This window comes from Pseudomonas tructae, assembly GCF_004214895.1.
In the GTDB taxonomy this organism is placed as follows: domain Bacteria; phylum Pseudomonadota; class Gammaproteobacteria; order Pseudomonadales; family Pseudomonadaceae; genus Aquipseudomonas; species Aquipseudomonas tructae.
This window is the reverse complement of sequence record NZ_CP035952.1, coordinates 5,044,199-5,064,835: the sequence shown is the minus strand read 5'-3', so window position 1 is coordinate 5,064,835 and position 20,637 is coordinate 5,044,199. Positions and strand designations below refer to the sequence as shown.

At 63.4% G+C, this 20,637-nt stretch carries 17 protein-coding genes; 10 read left to right on the top strand and 7 right to left on the bottom strand.

The features are described 5' to 3' along the window. The first annotated feature begins 119 nt into the window (after window positions 1-119). Window positions 120-1,022: a DMT family transporter gene (locus EXN22_RS23140; RefSeq protein WP_130266242.1), complete on the top strand. Its 903-nt coding sequence runs from the start codon at window positions 120-122 to the stop codon at window positions 1,020-1,022. Between the two features lie 66 nt (window positions 1,023-1,088). Here EXN22_RS23140 and EXN22_RS23135 read toward each other — a convergent pair whose 3' ends face one another. Both EXN22_RS23135 and EXN22_RS23130 read right to left on the bottom strand, forming a co-directional pair. After that, on the bottom strand, window positions 1,089-2,060 hold the full coding sequence (locus EXN22_RS23135; RefSeq protein ID WP_130266241.1) for a 2-hydroxyacid dehydrogenase: 972 nt from the start codon (window positions 2,058-2,060) through the stop codon (window positions 1,089-1,091). A 72-nt stretch (window positions 2,061-2,132) separates the two neighbouring features. Then, entirely contained in the window at window positions 2,133-3,080 is a 948-nt protein-coding gene (locus tag EXN22_RS23130; RefSeq protein ID WP_130266240.1) for a LysR family transcriptional regulator, read from the bottom strand. 186 nt (window positions 3,081-3,266) lie between these two features. On the opposite strand from EXN22_RS23130, the gene EXN22_RS23125 reads away from it, so the two are divergent. The 4 genes from EXN22_RS23125 to EXN22_RS23110 are packed head-to-tail and all read left to right on the top strand — an operon-like array spanning window position 3,267 to window position 8,044. Next, complete coding sequence (locus EXN22_RS23125; protein ID WP_130266239.1) at window positions 3,267-4,793, top strand: efflux transporter outer membrane subunit; 1,527 nt, start codon at window positions 3,267-3,269, stop codon at window positions 4,791-4,793. Next, window positions 4,790-6,976: an FUSC family protein gene (locus EXN22_RS23120; RefSeq protein ID WP_130266238.1), complete on the top strand. Its 2,187-nt coding sequence runs from the start codon at window positions 4,790-4,792 to the stop codon at window positions 6,974-6,976. Before EXN22_RS23125 ends, EXN22_RS23120 begins: the two co-directional genes overlap by 4 nt. Next, window positions 6,966-7,166: a DUF1656 domain-containing protein gene (locus EXN22_RS23115; protein WP_130266237.1), complete on the top strand. Its 201-nt coding sequence runs from the start codon at window positions 6,966-6,968 to the stop codon at window positions 7,164-7,166. The genes EXN22_RS23120 and EXN22_RS23115 overlap by 11 nt, the downstream gene beginning before the upstream one ends. Before the next feature lie 11 nt (window positions 7,167-7,177). After that, complete coding sequence (locus EXN22_RS23110; RefSeq protein ID WP_130266236.1) at window positions 7,178-8,044, top strand: efflux RND transporter periplasmic adaptor subunit; 867 nt, start codon at window positions 7,178-7,180, stop codon at window positions 8,042-8,044. A 552-nt stretch (window positions 8,045-8,596) separates the two neighbouring features. Here the strand turns inward: EXN22_RS23110 and EXN22_RS23105 are convergent. Continuing rightward, window positions 8,597-9,373 carry an enoyl-CoA hydratase gene (locus EXN22_RS23105; RefSeq protein ID WP_130266235.1) on the bottom strand — a complete coding sequence of 259 codons (777 nt, stop codon included), beginning with the start codon at window positions 9,371-9,373 and terminating at the stop codon, window positions 8,597-8,599. A gap of 43 nt (window positions 9,374-9,416) precedes the next feature. Further along, complete coding sequence (locus EXN22_RS23100; protein WP_130266234.1) at window positions 9,417-9,869, bottom strand: universal stress protein; 453 nt, start codon at window positions 9,867-9,869, stop codon at window positions 9,417-9,419. A gap of 171 nt (window positions 9,870-10,040) precedes the next feature. Here EXN22_RS23100 and EXN22_RS23095 point away from each other — a divergent pair, with 171 nt between their 5' ends. From EXN22_RS23095 to EXN22_RS23075, 5 genes are all read left to right on the top strand, one after another. Beyond that, complete coding sequence (locus EXN22_RS23095) at window positions 10,041-10,946, top strand: LysR family transcriptional regulator (protein ID WP_130266233.1); 906 nt, start codon at window positions 10,041-10,043, stop codon at window positions 10,944-10,946. 208 nt (window positions 10,947-11,154) lie between these two features. After that, the gene (locus tag EXN22_RS23090) at window positions 11,155-12,717 is read left to right on the top strand and encodes an MFS transporter (RefSeq protein ID WP_130266232.1); all 1,563 of its coding nucleotides are present in this window, start codon (window positions 11,155-11,157) and stop codon (window positions 12,715-12,717) included. Window positions 12,718-12,743: 26 nt separating this feature from the next. Then, window positions 12,744-13,820 carry an HlyD family secretion protein gene (locus EXN22_RS23085; RefSeq protein ID WP_130266231.1) on the top strand — a complete coding sequence of 359 codons (1,077 nt, stop codon included), beginning with the start codon at window positions 12,744-12,746 and terminating at the stop codon, window positions 13,818-13,820. Further along, window positions 13,817-15,283: an efflux transporter outer membrane subunit gene (locus EXN22_RS23080; protein WP_130266230.1), complete on the top strand. Its 1,467-nt coding sequence runs from the start codon at window positions 13,817-13,819 to the stop codon at window positions 15,281-15,283. Before EXN22_RS23085 ends, EXN22_RS23080 begins: the two co-directional genes overlap by 4 nt. A gap of 102 nt (window positions 15,284-15,385) precedes the next feature. Continuing rightward, window positions 15,386-16,180, top strand: a complete 795-nt coding sequence (locus tag EXN22_RS23075; RefSeq protein ID WP_130266229.1) for an SDR family NAD(P)-dependent oxidoreductase — start codon at window positions 15,386-15,388, stop codon at window positions 16,178-16,180. A 41-nt stretch (window positions 16,181-16,221) separates the two neighbouring features. Here EXN22_RS23075 and EXN22_RS23070 read toward each other — a convergent pair whose 3' ends face one another. From EXN22_RS23070 to EXN22_RS23060, 3 genes are all read right to left on the bottom strand, one after another. Further along, window positions 16,222-17,913 (bottom strand): alpha-keto acid decarboxylase family protein, encoded by a 1,692-nt coding sequence (locus EXN22_RS23070; protein WP_130266228.1) that lies wholly within the window; start codon window positions 17,911-17,913, stop codon window positions 16,222-16,224. A 44-nt stretch (window positions 17,914-17,957) separates the two neighbouring features. Next, complete coding sequence (paaK, locus tag EXN22_RS23065) at window positions 17,958-19,271, bottom strand: phenylacetate--CoA ligase PaaK (protein WP_130266887.1); 1,314 nt, start codon at window positions 19,269-19,271, stop codon at window positions 17,958-17,960. A 185-nt stretch (window positions 19,272-19,456) separates the two neighbouring features. Next, on the bottom strand, window positions 19,457-20,599 hold the full coding sequence (locus tag EXN22_RS23060) for an acyl-CoA dehydrogenase family protein (protein WP_130266227.1): 1,143 nt from the start codon (window positions 20,597-20,599) through the stop codon (window positions 19,457-19,459). Between the last annotated feature and the right edge of the window lie 38 nt (window positions 20,600-20,637).

The window sequence follows — 20,637 nt, the reverse complement described above, 5'->3', positions numbered from 1 at the left end:
CCATCCTACTCCGCCAGGTGCGGGCTGACAGCTGCTGGCCGCGCAAAAGCGCAAGAATGTGCAAGTGCCCGCGCAAGCGACGGTTGCACACTGGTGGCCTGGAATCGAGGAGTACCGCCATGAACCTGTCGTTATATCTGCTCACTGTGCTGATCTGGGGCACCACCTGGATTGCCCTGAAGCTGCAACTGGGCGTGGTCGCCATTCCTGTGTCGATCGTTTACCGCTTTGCCCTGGCGGCGCTGGTGCTGTTCGCAATCTTGTTGCTCAGCCGCCGCCTGCAACCGATGAACCGCCGTGGTCACCTGATTTGCCTGGCCCAGGGGCTATGCCTGTTCTGCGTCAACTTCATGTGCTTTCTGACCGCCAGCCAGTGGATTCCCAGCGGCCTGATCGCTGTGGTGTTTTCTACGGCGACCTTGTGGAATGCGCTGAATGCGCGCTTGTTTCTTGGCCAGAAGATTGCCGCCAATGTGTTGGCCGGTGGGGCACTGGGCCTGGCGGGTTTGGGCCTGTTGTTCTGGCCCGAGCTGGCCGGGCATGCGGCCAGCCGCGAAACCATTATCGGCCTGGGCCTGGCCCTGCTCGGAACCCTGTGTTTTTCGGCCGGCAACATGCTCTCCAGCCTGCAACAGAAAGCCGGCTTGCGGCCGCTGACCACCAATGCCTGGGGCATGCTCTATGGCGCCAGCATGCTGGCACTGTACTGCCTGGTCAGCGGTATCCCGTTTGCCATGGAATGGAACACGCGTTACATCGGTTCGCTGTTGTACCTGGTGATCCCGGGCTCGGTGATCGGCTTTACTGCCTACCTGACCCTGGTCGGGCGTATGGGGCCGGAGCGGGCGGCGTATTGCACGGTGCTGTTCCCGTTGGTGGCGCTGAACGTCTCGGCGTTCTACGAGGGCTATCAGTGGACGGCGCCGGCACTGGCGGGCCTGGTGCTGGTGATGCTGGGTAACGTGCTGGTGTTTCGCAAGCCGCGGCCCAAGGTGGTCGAGCCGGTGGTGGCCTTGAGGTAATCATCGCGGGGCAAGCCCGCTCCTACAGTCAGTGGGAGCGGGCTTGCCCCGCGATGGCTGCACCGCCTACTTCCACACCTGCGGATTGACCAGATCCCGCGGCCGTTCCCCTAGCAAGGCGCTGCGCAGGTTGTCGATGGCACGGTTGGCCATGGCCTCGCGGGTTTGTGCGGTGGCTGAGCCCACATGCGGCAAGGTCAGGGCGTTGGGCAACTGGAACAGCGGCGACTGTGCCAGCGGCTCTTTTTCGTACACATCCAGCCCGGCACCGCGAATGGTGCCGGCCTGCAGTGCCTCGACCAGCGCTGCTTCATCCACCACCGGCCCGCGGGAGACGTTGATCAGAAATGCACTGGGTTTCATCAGCTGCAGTTCACGGCGGCTGATCAGGTGTCGGGTCTGCGCCCCCAATGGCACCACCAGGCAGACGAAATCAGCTTCCGCCAGCAGCTCATCGAGGCTGCGGTATTGCGCACCGAGTTCCTGTTCCAGGGCAGGCTTGCGGCTGTTGCCACTGTAGATGACCGGCATGTTGAAGCCAAAGCGCCCGCGCCGGGCAATCGCCGCGCCGATGTTGCCCAGGCCGACGATGCCCAGGGTCTTGCCGTGCACGTCACTGCCAAACTGCGCAGGGCCGACAGTGGTCTGCCATTGGCCGGCCTTGGTCCAGGCATCCAGTTCCGCGACCCGGCGGGCACTGCCCATGAGCAGGGCAAAGCCAAGGTCGGCGGTGCTTTCGGTGAGGACGTCGGGAGTATTGGTCAGGGCGATGCCGCGCTGATTGAAGTAGGCCAGGTCATAGTTGTCGTAACCCACCGAGACGCTGGCAACCACTTGCAGTTTGGCAGCGTTTTCCAGCTGTGCCTGGCCCAGCTTGCGGCCGACGCCGATCAGGCCGCAAGCCTCGGGCAAGGCCTCGTTGAACTGGGCGCTGATGTCGCCGAGCTTGGGGTTGGGCACGATCACGTTGAAGTCTTGCTGCAGGCGTTCGACCATCGCCGGGGTGATACGGCTGAAGGCAAGGACAGTCTTTTTCATCGGCGAAATCTCTGCGGGCGAGGAGAACGAGTAGCACGCTATCATTCTCCACCGCCGCTGTGCAGCAAGATTTCAGGTGGCGAGGCGCAGTTCGTGGGTTTTCAGGTCCGCTTCATGGGCGGCGAGAATGTCCGGCAGCGAGTTGCGCAGGTACTCGACCCAGGTCTTGATCTTGGCATCCAGGTACTGGCGCGACGGGTAGATCGCGTACAGATTCAGTTCCTGCAGGCGGTACTCGGGCATTACCCGTACCAGCGAGCCGTCACGCAACCCCTCGATCGCCGAGTAGATCGGCAGCACGCCTACGCCCATGCCACTGCGGATTGCGGTTTTCATTGCGTCGGCCGAGTTCACCTGGAACGGTGCCTGAGTGATGTTGACCACTTCCTGGCCTTCAGGGCCGTCGAACAGCCATTTTTCCAGCGGGATCACCGGGCTGACCATGCGCAGGCAGGCATGATTGAGCAGGTCGCTGGGCGTGTGGGCGATGCCGTGGCGCTTCACGTAGTCGGGGGAGGCGCAGACGATGCTGTAGGTAATGCCCAGGCGCTGGGAGACAAAGCCCGAGTCCGGCAGCTCGGTGGCCAGCACGATGGACACGTCGTAGCCTTCGTCGAGCAGGTCCGGCACGCGGTTGGCCATGGTCAGGTCGAAGGTCACGTCCGGGTGGGTTTCGCGGTAACGGGCGATGGCATCGATGACAAAGTGCTGACCGACCCCGGTCATCGAGTGCACCTTGAGCTGCCCGGCCGGGCGCGCATGGGCGTCACTGGCCTCGGCTTCGGCTTCCTCGACATAGGTGAGGATCTGTTCGCAGCGCATCAGGTAGCGTTTGCCGGCTTCGGTCAGGGCGATGCGGCGGGTGGTGCGGTTGAGCAGGCGGGTTTGCAGATGGGCTTCAAGATTGGAGACCGCCCGTGACACGTTGGCGGTCGTCGTATCCAGTTGCACAGCAGCGGCAGTGAAGCTGCCGACTTGCGCCACGCAACTAAAAGCACGCATGTTTTGCAGGGTGTCCATGGGTCGCTCTCAAGGTAGACGACAAATTGTGACATGAAGTAACCGGAGCGGTCTTCAGACTAAAGCCTGATTATCGCTGTTTTCGTAACAAAGATTCGCAGTAATGCACGCTTATCGCCAGTGCGCCGGCCCCCTAGAATTGCCTCTCCAAGCGTCATCCACCTTCTATGTCGGGAATTCGCAGCTGTGCCGCGTCGCATCATCAGAGCGCTGAATGCGCTCAGTGCCTGTGCCTTTAGCTTGACCTTGAGCGGCTGTATCGGAACCTGGGGCATTGCCCCGCAAAGCAAGACGCTGCAAGCCAATACCCTGACCACCGACGCGGCAATCCGTGAAGCCGCTCTCGACGCCCACTGGCCCGACCAGCAATGGTGGCGGGCCTATGGCGACCCGCAACTTGATCGCTGGATCGCCCTGGCCGTGCAGGGCAGCCCGACCCTGGCCATGGCCGCCGCGCGGGTGCGTGAGGCCAAGGCCATGGCCGGGGTGGTCGAGTCGGCGGAAAAACTACAGGTCAACGGCCAGTCGACGCTCAAGCGCCACAACTGGCCGGAAGATCAATTCTATGGCCCCGGCGCGTTGTCTGGTGCCAACACCTGGGACAACAATGCCACGCTTGGTTTGAGCTACGCCCTGGACCTCTGGGGCCGCGAGCGCAATGCCAGCGAGCAGGCCGTGGACATGGCCCACATGAGCGCGGCCCAGGCGCGTCAGGCCCAGCTCGAATTGCAGAACAACATCGTCAAGGCCTACATCCAGCTGTCGTTGCACTTTGCCCAGCGCGATATCGTCAAGGCCGAGCTTGCTCAGCAAGAGCAGATCCTGGCCCTGGCTGAGCGGCGTCTGGCCGGCGGTATCGGTACCCATTTCGAAGTCAGCCAGGCGCAGACACCGCTGCCCGAAACCCACCGCCAGCTCGACGCCATGAATGAAGAAATCGCCCTGGCCCGTAACCAGCTGGCAGCCCTGGCCGGCAAAGGTCCGGGGCAGGGTGCGCAGTTGCAGCGCCCGCAACTGGCCCTCGGTACGGCATTGAAGTTGCCCTCGGCCTTGCCTGCCGAACTGGTCGGCCAACGCCCGGACGTGGTCGCCAGCCGCTGGCAGGTCGCAGCCCAGGCCCGCGGTATCGATGTCGCCCATGCCGGCTTCTTCCCCAACGTCGACCTGGTCGGTGGCCTGGGCTTCATGGCCACCGGCGGCGGGCCGCTGGAGTTTCTGACCGGGCGCAAGTTCAACTACAACGTGGGGCCGGCGATCAGCCTGCCGGTGTTCGATGGCGGGCGCCTGCGCTCGCAGCTGGGGGTTGCCTCGGCCGGATACGACATCGCCGTGGCGCGTTACAACCAGACCGTGGTCGAGGCGCTCAAGGGTATTTCCGATCAGTTGATCCGCCGTGAGTCGATGAACGAGCAACAGCACTTTGCCGCCCAATCCGTGGCCTCGGCGCAGAAGACCTATGACATTGCCATGATCGCCTTCCAGCGCGGCCTGACCGATTACCTCAATGTGCTCAATGCGCAGACGCTGTTGTTCCGCCAGCAGCAGATCCAGCAGCAGGTCCAGGCCGCGCGCCTGAGTGCCCATGCCGAGCTGGTCACGGCCCTGGGCGGCGGCCTGGGTGCAGGCTACGATGTGCCGGCTGAGGATAAGCAACAGGCGCCGAAAACCCCGGCAACCCTGGCGATTTTCGATAAGCCGGTTCATGCCCAATGAACGCATTGACCCTGCCGTTTCGCTGGTTGGCCACGCTGGAGTGGCGTCGCGGGTTCTTTGAATGGGTGCGCACCGACGGGGTGACCTGGGTGTATATCTTCAAGGTCCTCAGCGCCGCTTTCCTGACCCTGTGGTTGGCCATGCGCCTGGAACTGCCGCAGCCGCGCACAGCGATGATTACCGTGTTCATCGTCATGCAGCCGCAGAGCGGCCACGTGTTCGCCAAGAGTTTCTACCGGCTGCTGGGCACGCTGGCAGGATCGTCGATGATGGTCGCGCTGATCGCCCTGTTCCCGCAGAACACCGAGCTGTTCCTGCCGAGCCTGGCGATCTGGGTCGGTCTGTGTTCGGCCGGTGCCATGCGCTACCGCAGCTTTCGTGCCTATGGTTTCGTGCTCGCCGGCTACACCGCAGCGATGGTCGGCCTGCCGGCCCTGCAGCACCCTGATGGTGCGTTCATGGCGGCAGTGTGGCGGGTGCTGGAAATCTCCTTGGGGATTCTGGTCTCGACCCTGGTCAGCGCGGCGATTCTGCCGCAGTCGGCCAGTGCCTCGATGCGCAACGCCCTGTACCAGCGCTTTGGCGTGTTCGCCGGTTTCGTCGCCGAGGGCTTGCGTGGTGACAGCCAGCGCGACCGTTTTGAAAGCAGCAACGTGCGCTTTATCGCTGAAGCGGTGGGCCTGGAGAGCCTGCGCAGTGTCACGGCCTTCGAAGACCCGCACATGCGCCGACGCAGCGGTCGGCTGGGGCGGATGAACAGTGAGTTCATGGCCATCACCACCCGCTTCAACGCCTTGCACCAGTTGCTTGAACGCCTGCGTTTGCGCGGGCCGTTGCAGATCGTCACGGCCATCGAGCCTGGGCTCAGCGCCCTGGCCGAGCTGCTCGACGCCTATGCCGGCCGCGGCCTGACCGAGGCGGATGCGGCGCGCCTGGCCGAACAGCTGGCGGCCTATAAGGAAGGTTTGCCGGAACGGGTGCGCCGCTTGCGTGCCGCGTTCGTCGACAGTGGCCCCAGCGATGCCGACTTGCTGGATTTTCATACCGCCTATGAGCTGCTGTACCGATTCGTCGACGACATGCACAACTACGCCCAGACCCACGCCTCGCTGACCGAGCACAACCATGCCCGCGAGCAGTGGGATGAGCCTTATGTGGCGCAGACCAACTGGATGGCCTCGCTGGCGGCCGGCGTACGCGCCGCGTTCATCCTGCTGGTGCTGGGCAGTTTCTGGATCATGACGGCCTGGCCGAGCGGGGCGATGATGACCCTGATCGCAGCGGCCACCGTCGGCCTCTCGGCAGCTACGCCAAACCCCAAGCGCATGTCGTTCCAGATGGCCTGCGGCACCTTGTTCGGCGCCTTTGTCGGCTTCTTCGAAACCTTCTTCGTGTTCCCCTGGATCGACGGTTTCCCATTGCTGTGCCTGGTCCTGGCGCCGGTGTTCGTGCTCGGCGCGTTTCTCGCCTCGCGGCCGGCCTATGCCGGTTACGGGCTGGGCTTGCTGATCTTCTTTGCCACCGGTTCCGTGCCGGACAACCTGACCATCTACAACCCCTACACCTTCATCAACGACTACATTGCGATGGTCATCGGCATGCTGGTCTGCGCCGCTGCCGGGGCGATCATCCTGCCGCCCAACAGCCGCTGGTTGTGGAACCGCTTGGAGCAGGACCTGCGCGCCCAAGTGCTGTACGCGATCAGTGGCCGCCTGCGTGGGCTGGGTTCGAGCTTCGAAAGCCGCACCCGCGACCTGCTGCACCAGGCCTATGGCTTGGCGGTCGGCCAGCCGTTGGTGCAGAGCACCTTGCTGCGCTGGATGTTCGTGGTACTCGAGGTGGGCCACGCGATCATCGAGTTGCGCAAGGAGCAGGCGATATTGCCGGTGCATCCGTGCTACGCCGAATCGCAACCCTGGCGCCAGGCCATCCGGGTCATGGGCCGGGCCCTGGCGCGCCTGTTCATGCAGCCCAGTGCGAGCAACCATGAGCGCGCCCTGGTGGCGGTGGACCATGCCATCAGCCGCGTGCAAGCCACCGACGAGCCGTTCGCCCGTCACTTCGATACCTCAGCCTTGCGCCGGGTGCAGAGCTATCTGCACTTCATCCGCACCTCGTTGCTCGACCCTCAGTCGCCGCTGGCCGATCTGGCCCCGGCCAAAGGACTGCCCCATGCCTCGTGAAATCGCTTTTCATGGCGTCTACATGCCGACCATGACCTTGATGTTCCTGTTCGCCGCCGGCCTTGCCTGGGGCCTGGACCGCTTCATCGCAAGCCATGACGGCTACCGCTTCTTCTGGCACCCGGCGCTGCTGCGCCTGTGCCTGTTCATCTGTTTGTTCGGCGCCATGGCCCTGACTCTCTACCGTTGAGACCTGTGTTGATGAAAAAGTTTTTTAGCCTGATCGCTACCTTGCTGGTGCTGGCCGCTGCCGTGGTGATCGGTCGCCAGCTCTGGATGCATTACATGAATACGCCCTGGACCCGTGACGGGCGGGTGCGCGCCGACATTATCAACGTCGCCGCCGATGTACCGGGCTATGTGGTCGATGTCCCGGTGCGTGACAACCAGTTGGTGAAAAAGGGCGAGGTGCTGCTGCAAATCGACCCTGAGCACTACGAAGTGGCGGTCAGGCAGGCCGAGGCACTGGTGGCCTCACGCAAGGCCACTTGGGAAATGCGTAAGGTCAACGCCCATCGCCGCGCCGACATGGACAACCTGGTGATCTCGCGGGAAAACCGCGACGACGCCAGCAACATTGCCAATTCGGCGTTGGCCGACTACCAACAGGCCCAGGCGCAACTGGCGGCAGCGCAACTGGACCTCAAGCGCACGAAGATCCTGGCCACGGTCGATGGCTACGTGACCAACCTCAACGTTCACCGCGGTGACTACGCACGCACCGGCGAGGCGAAGATGGCGGTGGTCGACAAGGATTCGTTCTGGGTATATGGCTTTTTTGAAGAGACCAAGCTGCCGCGTGTTCGAGTGGGTGACCAGGCTGAGCTGCAGATGATGAGCGGCGAGCGGCTCAAGGGTCATGTCGAAAGTATCTCGCGTGGCATCTACGACCGTGACAACCCGGAAAGCCGCGAGTTGATCGCGGACGTCAACCCGACCTTCAACTGGGTGCGCCTGGCCCAGCGGGTGCCGGTGCGCATTCACATCGACGAAGTGCCGGAGGGTTTTTTGCTGGCGGCGGGGACCACTTGTACGGTGGTGGTCAAGCCTGGCCAGAAAGAGGGGTGAGATTATCGCGGCATTGGTATCGACACATCTCTAGCGAGTCAGCCTATTGGTTCTTGATAGGCGTGCTTATCCAGTTGATGTGGTGAAGCTACCGGCCCCTTCCGCCCTTACGTGAACTGACCCCCTCCATCGGTGCTCCACTCGGCCTACTGAAGTCGCTGCAGATCAAGATCAAGATCAACAGCGCGGTGTGAACACAAATGTGGTGTGCGACCTCAGCCAGCAAGAGCGAAGCGAATTGTGCTGTTGATCTGGCTTTTGATTTTTTCGCGATTTCAGGAGGCCGAGTGGAGCACTGATGGAGGGGGTGGAGGCCCATGGATGGGCCGCAAAGCGCCGAGGGACATGGATGTCCCTTCGGCGCGGCCCCCGGAGTCGGTGCGTAAGGAGGGAACCCGGAGCGCAGCGCAGGGCCGGATGATTGAGCGAGCGGTTTTGCTCACTTTTTCCAAGAAAAAAGTGAGCCGCCGTAAGGGCGGAAGGGGCCGGCAGCCTCGCCACATCAACTGGATAAGCACGCCTATCAAGAGCCAATAGGCTGATTCGTGCTCTTTAGCGGTGCATGAACTGAGGTGCGCGCTTTTCGGCAAACGCCGCCATGCCTTCCTTCTGGTCCTCGATGGCGAAGGTGGAGTGAAACAGACGCCGTTCCTGACGCACGCCTTCGCTCAAGGTGGTCTCGAAGGCGCGGTTGACCGCTTCCTTGGCCATCATGCTGACTGGTCCCGAGTAGCTGGCAATCCGCGCCGCAGTCTGCAGGGCTTCGTCCAGCAGGGCCTGATCGCTGACCCGGCGGCTGACCAGGCCGCAACGCTCGGCCTCTTCGGCGTCCATGGTGCGCCCGGTGAGCACCAGGTCCATGGTCTTGGCCTTGCCGATCGAGTGCGCCAGGCGCTGGCTGCCACCGGCGCCAGGGATGGTGCCGAGTTTGATTTCCGGTTGGCCGAAGCGGGCGCTGTCGGCGGCGATGATCATGTCGCACATCAACGCCAGTTCGCAGCCGCCGCCCAGCGCATAGCCAGCTACTGCGGCGATGCTCGGCTTGCGAAAGCTGGCCATGCGCTCCCAGTTCACAGTCACGAAATCGCTGGTGTAGACATCCATGTAGCTGCGCTCACGCATGGCCTTGATGTCGGCACCGGCGGCGAAGACTTTGTCGCCGCCGGTCAACACCACGGCGCGCACGCCAGGGTCCTGCTCCAGGCGGTCGAGGACGCCGGCCAGTTCAGCCGCCAGTTCGCAGCACAGCGAGTTGAGCACTTCGGGGCGGTTGAGGCGGATCAAGGCAACGGCGCCGATCTGTTCCAGTTGCAGGTAATCGAATTTCATCGGGGGCATCTCGCTCAAGGAATCGGGGGAACAGCAAAAGCGCTCAGGCGTGGCGGGCGTCGACCAGCACCGGGCAGCCGGCCTTGTCGATGACCTTGCTGCTGATCGAGGGATCGAACATGCGGTCCAGCCGCGACAGGTGGCGGTGGCCCATGACGATCAGGTCGCAGTCCAGGCGCCGGGACTCGGCAACGATGGTCGACACCGGGTCACCGTTGACCAGGTTGCCTTCGGTCTGGAAGCCACGACTGCGCAGGTGCTCCAGCGCCTGCTGCATGGTCATGTCGGCCAGTTGCTGCTCATGGCTGGCGGCCGGGTATTCGCTCTGGTCAAAGGCGCTGATGCGGCCATGGTCCTCGGCCAGGGCATAGGCACTGTCGACCGCCAGCAGCACATGCAACTGATGGCGTGCCGGGTCGCAGAACTGGCCAACGGTTTCGAGGATGCCGTGGCTGCGAGGCGAGCCGTCGATGGCGATCAATACCGAGCTATACATGGTGGCGGGGCCTATCCTTAATACAAAGAGCAGGCATTCTTGAAAAACCGTGCGGCGGGGTAAATGGTGCACGACGCAATGACTAGTTGCGTGGGATGCAAGGACCGGAAAACCCGCAGAAACTGGTAAGATTGCAGCGGATTCACTGAAATACTTGAATGGATGCTTACCATGCACTTTCCAGATATGAACTTGCTGGTCGCCTTGGATGCGCTGCTCGATGAGGGCAGTGTGGTCGGTGCTGCCCGCCGCATGAACCTGAGCCCGGCGGCCATGAGCCGCACCCTGACACGCATTCGCCACGCGGTCGGTGACCCCATTCTGGTCCGCGCCGGTCGTGGCCTGGTACCCACGCCCAAGGCCATGGCCCTGCGCAGTCAGGTGCGCAGTGTGGTCGAGCAGGCGGGCCAGGTGTTCAGCTCCAGCGACGAGGTCGATCTGCTGACCCTGGAGCGCTCGTTCAACCTGCGCGCCAACGACGTATTCATCGCCCCGTTCGCTGCGCCCTTGCTCGAAACCATGCGCCAGCAGGCGCCGCGTACGGTGCTGCGCTTCGTGCCCGAAGGCGAGGGAGGGGATGAGGACGACAGCCTGCGTGACGGACGCCTGGACCTGTACATCAGCGCTACCCGCAATCTCGGCCCGGAGATCAAGGTGCAAAGCCTGTTTGCCACCACCTTCGTCGGCCTGGCCCGGGTCGACCACCCGATCTTCAATGATGAGATCACCCCTGAGCGTTTTGCCGGCTACGAGCAGATCAGCGTGTCGCGTCGCGGTCGCGCCACCGGGCCGATCGACACGGCGCTGGCCGGGATGGGCCTGAGCCGGCGAGTGGCATTGATTACCCCAAGCTTCCACTCGGCGATGTTCTCCCTGCCCGATTCCGATCTGCTGCTGCCATTGCCTCAGCACGTGTTGCTCAGCGTCGCGCGGCTGGGGCTGCCGCTGCGTTCGTTCCGCATCCCCATGGCGCTGGAGTCAGTGACCATCATGCAAGCCTGGCACCCGCGTTATGACAATGATCCCGCGCACCGCTGGTTACGCCAGACGCTCAAGGAGTGTTGCAGCAAAGCCTGAGTGTTATCGTCAAGATTGATGCTTTTGGCCACATATATACCCCTGATTTGATAGTTGCGTGCTGCGCAGCATAAAACTGCGAATATGTCAGTTTTCGTCAGTAATCGGCCTCCATAGACTTGCCGGGTACCTCAACTACCCGGAGTCATGAAGCCATGTGCCTGTCCCTGTTTTATCGAGCCTCAGCGCCTGTTCCAGGGGGCAGGCCATGAGTTCGCTGGAGGCCCTGGCGACGCCGGGCGCGGCGGTGCTGGCCCCTGCGCCGACACCTGCCCCGGCCAAGCCTGCTGCGCCCGCAGCGTTCGGCCCGCGCATCGTCATTGGCCTGCTCGGCGTGCTACTGGCGGTGCTGTGCGCCGGCCTCAACGAAATGGTCACGAAAATGGCCCTGGCCGACATTCGTGGCGGCATGCACATCGGCTCCGACGAAGGTTCGTGGCTGGTCGCCCTGTACTCGGCGACCTCGGTGTCGGCCATGGCCTTTGCCCCCTGGTGCTCGGTAACCTTTTCCCTGCGCCGCTTCACCCTCTGCGCCATTGGCGCTTTCGCCCTGCTCGGATTGCTCTGCCCGTTCGCGCCCAACCAGGAAACCCTGATGGTGTTGCGCACGCTGCAGGGCTTTGCCGGCGGTGCCTTGCCGCCGATGCTGATGAGCGTGGCGCTGCGTTTTCTGCCTCCTGGCATCAAGCTCTATGGCCTGGCCGGCTATGCCCTGACCGCCACTTTCGGGCCGAGCCTGGGCCTGCCGCTGGCCGGTTTGTGGACCGAGTTCTTCGGCTGGCAGTGGGCGTTCTGGCAGATCATCGTGCCTTCGCTGCTGGCCATGGCCTGCGTGGCCTGGGGCTTGCCGCAGGACCCGCTGCGCCTGGAGCGCTTCAAGCAATTTGACTGGCGCGGCCTGTTGCTGGGCTTGCCGGCCATTTGCTCGATCGTCATCGGCCTGAGCCAGGGCGATCGCATGGGCTGGTTCAATTCGCCGCTGATCTGCTGGCTGTTGGGCGGTGGCCTGGCGCTGCTGGTGCTGTTCATGATCAACGAATGGTCGCATCCGCTGCCGTTCTTCAAGCTGCAGATGCTCAGCAACCGCAACCTCACCCACGCCCTGATTACCCTGGGTGGCGTGCTGGTGGTGCTGTCGGCGGTGATCATCATCCCGTCCAGCTTCCTCGCCCAGATCCAGGGCTACCGGCCGGTGCAGACCGGCCCGGTGATGCTGCTGGTGGCCTTGCCGCAATTGCTCGCCCTGCCGCTGACCGCAGCGCTGTGCAACATCCGCGCGGTGGACTGCCGCTGGGTTCTGGCCATTGGCCTGGGGATGCTGGCGGTGTCGTGCTTTGGCGGCACGATGATCACCTCGCAGTGGATTCGCGACAACTTCTACGTGCTGCAGTTGTTCCAGATCTTCGGTCAGCCGATGGCGGTGATCCCGTTGCTGATGCTTGCCACCGGCGGCATGACGCCGCAAGACGGCCCGTTCGCCTCGGCCTGGTTCAACACCGTCAAGGGCCTGGCTTCGGTAGTCGCCGCCGGCGTGATCGAGGCGCTGACCACGGTACGCCGGCATTTTCACTCGAACATGCTGGTGGACAACCTGGGCAACTCGCCCTTGGCCGATGCCAGCGCGCCTGGCCTGGCCAAGCGTATTCATGAGCAGGCAGTGGTGCTGACTTCGGCCGACCTCTACCTGTGCATGGCCATGCTGGCCGTGGCTCTGATTTTCCTGATTCCCTTCGTGCCCACCCGGATCTATCCACCTCGTGCGGTGGCATAGCGATCTTGCCAAGAGAGAAAGACGTAATGACCTTAAGTAAAAACCACAAACTGGGCTTGATTGCAGCGGCGCTGCTGGTCGTTGGCGGCGTCGCCTATGGCGCCCTGTCGTCGGTGTTCGGCGCCGGCGGCGTGCAATCGACCAACGATGCCTATGTCTCGGCCGACTACACCGTGGTCGCGCCCAAAGTTGCAGGCTTCATCACGCAGGTGCTGGTGGAGGATAACCAGCGGGTCAAGGCTGGGCAGACGCTGGCCTTGATCGATGATCGTGATTTCCAGGCGGCGCTGGCAGCGGCCGAAGCGCAGTTGCTGATGTCCCGGGCGCAGGCGCAAAACGCCAAGGCAACCCTTGAGCGCCAGGCCTCGCTGATCTCCCAGGCGCAGGCGACCGTCTCGGCCGATGAGGCCGAACTTGCCTTTGCCAACCATGAACTGACGCGCCACAGCCGCCTCGCCGAACAGGGCGCAGGCACCGTGCAGAACGCCCAGCAGGCGCGTAGCCGGGTCGACCAGGCGCGGGCGCGGCTGGCCAACTCCAGTGCCGCACTGGCGGCGGCGCGCAAGCAGATCGATATCCTCACCGCTCAGGTCGAGGCCGCCCGAGGTGGCCTCAAACATGCGGAGGCTGCGCTCGATCGCGCGCGCCTGGACCTGTCCTACACCACCATCGTCGCCCCCATCGACGGAATGGTCGGCGAACGTGCGGTGCGCGTGGGTGCCTACGTCAATCCGGGGGCGCGAATGCTCTCGGTGGTACCTCTGGACCGCGCCTATGTGATCGGCAATTTCCAGGAAACCCAACTGACCAACGTGCAGCCAGGGCAAGTGGTGGAAGTGAGCGTCGACACCTTTGCCGGTGAGCGCCTGCGTGGCCATGTGCAGAGCGTGGCACCGGCCACGGGCCTGACCTTTGCGGCGGTCAAACCGGACAACGCCACCGGTAACTTCACCAAGGTGGTGCAGCGCATTCCGGTGAAGATCGTCTTCGACGCCGACCAGCCCCTGCTCGAGCGCCTGCGTGTCGGCATGTCGGTGGTGGCCAGGATCGATACCCTGAGCAAGGCCAAGGCCGAGGCGGGTAATGAGGTCAGTGTTCGATGAAACTTGCACACACCGTTACCCCCCTCATGCTCGGCGCTACGCTGGCCTTGAGCGCCTGTACCGTCGGCCCGGATTTCGAGGCGCCGAAAAACACCGCGCCCGAAACTTGGCCGCGCCTGCAGGAGCAGCCGGCGCCCAGCCAGCCACAACAGGCACCGCTGGAGGCGCAGTGGTGGCAAACCTTCAATGACCCGCAATTGTCGGCGCTGATCCAGCGTGCGGTGGAGCGCAACCTCGACCTGCAGATCGCCACATCCAGGCTGATGCAGAGCCGCGCGGTGCGTATGAGTATCGCGTCTGACCAGTATCCGGCGGTTGATCTGGATGCTGGCTACAGCCGCGCCCGCAACAGTGCCGAAGGGCTCAACGACCCGTCCGGCAAACGCGGCAAGTCGGCCTTCAACCTGTGGAACGGCGACTTTACTGCGTCCTGGGAGCTGGACCTGTGGGGGCGCGTGCGCCGTGAAGTGGAAGCGGCCGACGCCAGTGTCGAGGTGGCCGAGAACGACCGGCAGGCCGTGCTGCTGTCCTTGCTCGCCGAAACCGCCCGTGACTACATCCAGTTGCGCGCCGTACAAAGCACCCTCGCCGTGGTCCGGGAAAACCTCGATGTCTCCCGGCACAGCTTGCGTCTGTCGCAGATGCGCCTGAACGACGGCGTGGCGACCAACCTTGATGTCGCCCAGGCCGCGGCCCAGGAAGCGTCGATCCAGGCGCGTCTGCCGGCGCTTGAAGATCGTCAGGCACAGTTGATCAACGCCTTGAGCCTGCTGCTGGCCGAGCCGCCGCGCAGCCTGCAGAACGAGCTGCTCAAACCGGTGGAGCTGCCGCGCACCGTGCAACGCTTTGCCATGGGCTTGCCGTCGGAACTGGCTGAGCGCCGTCCGGACATCCGCCAGGCGCAGGCCCAGTTGCATCTGGCCACTGCCAGCATCGGTGTGGCCAAGGCCAACTTCTACCCGAGCATTCGCCTGTCTGGCAGTGCCGGCTTTCAGTCGTTGCAGCTGTCCGATTTTGGTAACTGGGATTCGCGCCGCTTTGCCATCGGGCCGCAGTTGAGCCTGCCGATTTTCGAAGGCGGGCGCCTCAAGGGCGTGCTCAAGTTGCGCGAGGCCCAACAGCAGGAAGCCGCGCTGCAGTACCAGCAAGTGGTGCTGCGCGCCTGGCATGAAATCGATGATGTGCTGCGCTTGTACAACGCCAGTCAGTTGCGCCGTGACTTGCTCGACGAAGCGGTGCGCCAGAGCCGGGTGGCCCTGGAAACCGCGCAGCGCCAGTACGTGGAAGGTGCGGTCGACTTTCTCAACGTGTTGACCGTGCAGGGCACGCTGCTGGCCAACCAGGAACAATGGGTCGAAAGCTCGGCGGCGACCTCGCTGGCCATGGTCGACCTGTACAAATCCCTGGGCGGTGGTTGGCAGTCCTTTGCACCGTCGCTCCAGGCCACTGCTGAACTCCCGTGAGAGCAGCGGTCGAATAACCATGAGGCCGCCGCCAACAGTGCTCCGCGCAGTTGGCGGCGTGTCGTTTGTGGGTTCACATTTCATCCATATAAGGACGCAGGTATGAATATTTCCTTGCACGGCAAACGTGCGATCGTCAGCGGCTCAACCGCCGGTATCGGCTTTGCCATTGCCTTCGGGCTGGCCGAGGCGGGCGCTGAGGTGGTGATCAACGGGCGCAGCAAGGCACGGGTGACCCGCGCCATCGAACAGATCCAGCGCAAACTGCCGGGCGCCCGGGTAACGGGCGTGACTGCCGATCTGGGCACCGCCGAGGGCGCCGAGGCGCTGTTCGCCAAAGTCCCGGACACCGACATTCTGGTCAATAACCTGGGGATCTTCGAACCCAAGGGCTTTTTTGATATCACTGACGACGACTGGCGGCATTTCTTCGAGGTCAACGTGATGAGCGCGGTGCGCCTGTCACGTCACTATGCGCCGGCCATGGCCGAGCGTGAGTGGGGCCGGGTGTTGTTCCTGTCGAGTGAATCGGCGTTGCAGATCCCCACCGAGATGGTCCACTACGGCACCACCAAAACCGCCTTGCTGGCCGTGTCCCGCGGGCTTGCAGAAACCCTGGCCGGTACCGGCGTCACCGTCAACGCGGTGCTGCCGGGGCCGACCCGTTCCGAGGGGGTGGGTGGATTCTTCAGTCAGATGGCCGAAGAGCAAGGTGTGCCGGCCGAACAGCTGGAAGCCAGCTTTATCGCCGAGCACCGTTCAAGCTCGATCATCAAGCGCCTGGCCACGGTCGAGGAGGTCGCAAGCCTGGTGGTCTATCTGGCGTCTCGCCAGGCCAGCGCCACCACCGGTGCGGCCATGCGGGTCGATGGCGGGGTGGTGCGTTCCATCGCCTGATCACTGCGGCCTGGGCGACGCTGCGCGCCCAGGCCTTGACCTCAGCTGGCGATCGCCGCCTGCTCAAGCGGTTGCAGGCCGTAGTCGAACTCGGCGAACAGCCGGGCAAAGCGCTTGAGTGATTCGGGGGCGTCCATGCGCTCCATCACCACCTCGATGAACACCAGGCTGTCGGCGCTTTCAGCTTCGACCAGCGCAGCTTCCAGTTGATCCTCGGTATGCACGGTGAAGTGCCGGGAGCGATCGCGGGTGTCGAGCACCTGCGGCAACTGGGCGTAGCGCCAGGGGTTGATGTCGTTGTAGCTGGAGTTCTCGCCGAGAATCAGGCGCTCGATGGTGTAGCCATCATTGTTGATCAGGAAGATCACCGGCTTGAGCTCATGGGCGAGGATGGTCGACAACTCCTGCACGGTCATCTGCAACGAACCATCGCCAATGAACAGCATCTGCCGCCGCTCGGGCTGCGCCAACAGGCTGCCGAGCAGGGCCGGCAGGGTGTAGCCGATCGAACCCCAGATCGGCTGGGTGATGTAAGTCACCCCGCTGGGCATGCGCAGGCCATTGAGCCCTGCCGAAGAGGTGCCGCTTTCGGCAATGATCAGCTCGCCACCCTTGATCAGGTGCGCCATGCGCTGCCAGAAACGCAGCTGGCTCAGGGGTTGCTCGGGCAGTGCGCGAACGGCCTGTGGGGCACTGAACGGCGGGATCTGCCGGGGCGTGGCGCACAGGGTCGGCGGTTGCTGGATCAGTTTTTCCAGGACCTGGCCCATGCTGACGGCGTTGTAGTGCACTTTGGCGATGGAGGCGGCGTAAGGCTGCAGCTGGATCAGCGCACCGTCCTTGAATTTTTGCGAGAACAGCGCCGTGCTGGTGTCGGTAAAGCGCGCACCGATGCTGATGACGCAGTCGGACTGCTCGATGGCCTCGCGCACGCTCGGCGCCGAGCCTGCACCGGCGTAGGTACCCAGGCACAAAGGATGCGACTCGGCCAGCATGGCCTTGGCCGGTGGCAGGTTGGCGAACGGCAATTCCAGGCGCTCGATCAGCTCCAGTACCCGGCCTGTCAGGCCGAAGCGCTCGACGTCGATGTCCAGCAGCAGCACCGGATTGCGCGCAGCGGCCAGGCGCTGCTGCAGTTGCGTCACGACCTTGTGCAACTGGCCGGGCTCGCTGCGCGATTCGCTCAGTTGCAACGGCGTGTCGGGCACCTCGATGGTCAGGTAGGCCAGGTCCGAAGGCAGTTGCAGATAGACCGGGCGACGTTCGCGAAAGCAGGTCTGCAGTACCCGGTCGATCTCCTGGGCGGCGTTTTCCACGGTGATGCGTGCCTGGGCCACAGTGAACTGGCGCAGGGTGACCATGATGTTGTCGTAGTTGCCGTCGCACAGGGTGTGGTGCATCAGGGCCCGATCGATGATCGCGTGCAGGGGCGGCATGCCGGAAATCATGATCACCGGCACCCGCTCGGCGTAGGCACCGGCGATGCCGTTGAGGGCACTCAGGTCGCCGACCCCGTAGGTGGTCAGCACCGCGCCAAAGCCCTGGGTGCGGGCATAGCCGTCGGCGGCATAGGCGGCATTGAGTTCGTTGCAGTTACCGATGAAGCGCAAGGAGGGCAGGGCTTCGACTTGCTCGAGCAGCGTCAGGTTGTAGTCACCGGGTACGCCGAACAGATGACGGATACCAAATTCCTGCAGGCGACGCAGGAGAAAATCGCCAATGGTCATATCCATGATGGGGCAACCTCGTTAATCCTTGAAGAGGGGGCGGCAGGCGGTTAGCGAGTGCCGCGCAGATCGATGACTTTTCCGGCCTTGCCTTCGGAGCGCTTGAGGGTGTTGCACGGCTGCAGCACGATGCGTGTACTGATGCCGACATGCACCTTGATCTGGTGGCTCAGTTGCTGGCAGGCGGCAAGCTGTTCATCGCTGCTCAAGCGGCTGTGCTCCGGACGCATCTCGACCTGGACGATCAGGGAGTCGAGGTTGCCTTCGCGGCTGACGTGCAGTTCATGCACGGGGCTGAAGATGAACAGCTTGAGCAACTGCTCTTCGATCTGGCTGGGGAATACGTTGACCCCGCGGATGATCAGCATGTCGTCGCTGCGGCCGGTGATCTTGTCCAGCCGGCGCATCGCCCGGCCATTGCCCGGCAGCAGGCGCGTGAGGTCGCGGGTACGGTAGCGCACCATGGGCAGTGCTTCCTTGCTCAGGGTGGTCAGCACCAGTTCGCCGAACTGGCCCTCAGGCAGCACTTCGCCGGTTTCGGGGTTGATGATTTCCGGGTAGAAGTGATCTTCCCATAGGGTTGGCCCGTCCTTGGTGTCCAGGTGCTCCATGGCCACACCCGGGCCCATGACTTCTGACAGCCCATAGATGTCCAGGGCCTGGATGCCCAGGCGCTGCTCCAGTTCGACACGCATCTGCTGGCCCCAGGGCTCGGCACCGAAGATTCCGACCCGAAGGGCCAAATCGTGCGGGTTGATGCCCTGGCGCTCGATCTCTTCGGCGATGTTGAGCATGTAGGACGGGGTCACCATGATGATGTCCGGCTGGAAGTCCTTGAGCAATTGCACCTGGCGTGCGGTCTGCCCGCCGGACATCGGGATCACCGTGCAACCAAGTTTCTCGGCGCCGTAGTGGGCACCCAGGCCGCCGGTGAACAGGCCGTAGCCATAGGCAATGTGGATACGGTCGCCTTGCTTGCCGCCTGCGGCACGGATCGAGCGGGCGACCAGCGACGACCAGACGTCGATGTCGTTACGGGTATAGCCGACCACGGTCGGTTTGCCGGTGGTGCCACTGGAGGCATGCAGGCGCGAGACCTGGTCCATGGGCACGGCAAACAGGCCAAAGGGGTAGTGGTCGCGCAGGTCGGCCTTACTGGTCAGCGGAAAGCGCGCCAGGTCTTCAAGCTGATTGAGGTCATAGGGGTGCACGTCGAGCGCATGGAACTGCTCACGGTACCAGGGCACGTTGTTGTAGGCATGGGCCAGGCTCTGGCGCAGGCGCTGCAACTGGTGGTGGCGCAGCTCATCGAGGCTGGCCTGTTCAAGACGGTCGTCGACGGGCTGGGCAAAGGCTGCAGGCATCTGGGCGACGGGGGTTCTGTGCAGGGGTATGGACTTGATAGGCATCCGAGCTGCTCTCTTCAAAGATGGGCGGAGTAAAGGCAGGCAGAATCCCGCCGCCGTGCCACACCAGGCCCAAAGGTGTGGCCTGGCGTGGTGGCAGGGGTTGCGAAAAAAAGGGCTTGCGGGCTGCTGGCTCGACCGCTTCAGGCGGCCTGTGTCAGGCGTAGCAGCTGATTGAAGATGTTCTTCTGGTGCATCTCTTCAGTACCGCCGACGCTGGCGAACCCCAGCGCGTCCTTGACCAGGTTGGCAACGTCGCCTTCGTGGTAACCCAGGCTGCCATACAGCTTGAGCAGACTGATGGCGCTGTTGATGAAGTCCTGGGCGGCGCCGAGCTTGGCGATCGAGCAGCTCATCAAAGCCTGGGGATGGTCATTGAGCAGTTGGTCCAGCGCTGCGTAGACCATCCAGCGATTGCGCTCCATGCCCATGACCAGGTCCACCAGGCGCTTCTGCACGTATTGGTGATTGTCGATGGTGCTGTTGAAACTTTGCCGTTGAGCGGCGTACTGCATGGCTTCGTCGAGGAACGGCGTCGGCAGGTTGGCCGCCACCAGGCCGTAGTACAGGCGCCCCAGGGAGATGATCTTGATCAGTTGCTGCAGGCCGCGACCGGGTTGGCCAAGCACTTGCGAGGCGGGGATCGCCAGGTTGTCGAAGTACAGCGGGCCGGTCGGCAGGTGCTTGTTGCCCAGCTTGTCGTCGGGCTCGCCGCGGGTCAGGCCCGGGGTATCCTTGTCGATCATGACCAGGGCGATGTTGGCCTTGGCGTCGGTGTCGAGCTTGGTCACGATCAGCATGAAATCGGCCACTGGCGCGTGGGCGATGTTGAACTTGCTGCCGTTGAGGCGGTAGCCATCGCCAACCGGGGTCAGCAGGCTGTGGATGCTGCGCACATCGGTGCCGGTGCCAGGTTCGGCAATCCCGGTGGCACTCAGGGCACCGTTGAGGATTGCAGTCAGGTAACGGTCTTTCTGTTCATCGCTGCCATACAGCATCAGCGCACGCACCATGCCGGCCTGGGCAATCACCGACAACAGCAGCTCCGGGGTGCGGATCGACGAGGCCAGCCCTTCCAGTGCGGCGGTAAACCCCCACCAGTCCTCGCCCAGGCCACCGTGGCTGGCAGGAATCACTAATTGCCACAGCCCGGCGTCGCACAGGCGTTGCCAGCCGTAATGGTCGAAACCGGGCGTTGCAGTCTTGCGGGCGGTGGCCAGCTCGGCACCGATTTCCCGATATTTCACCAGCAACGCGTGTTGCTGTGGAGTCCAGGAGAGTTTCATCGCTAGATTACCTTTGCAGTCTGTTCGCCGGCCGCACG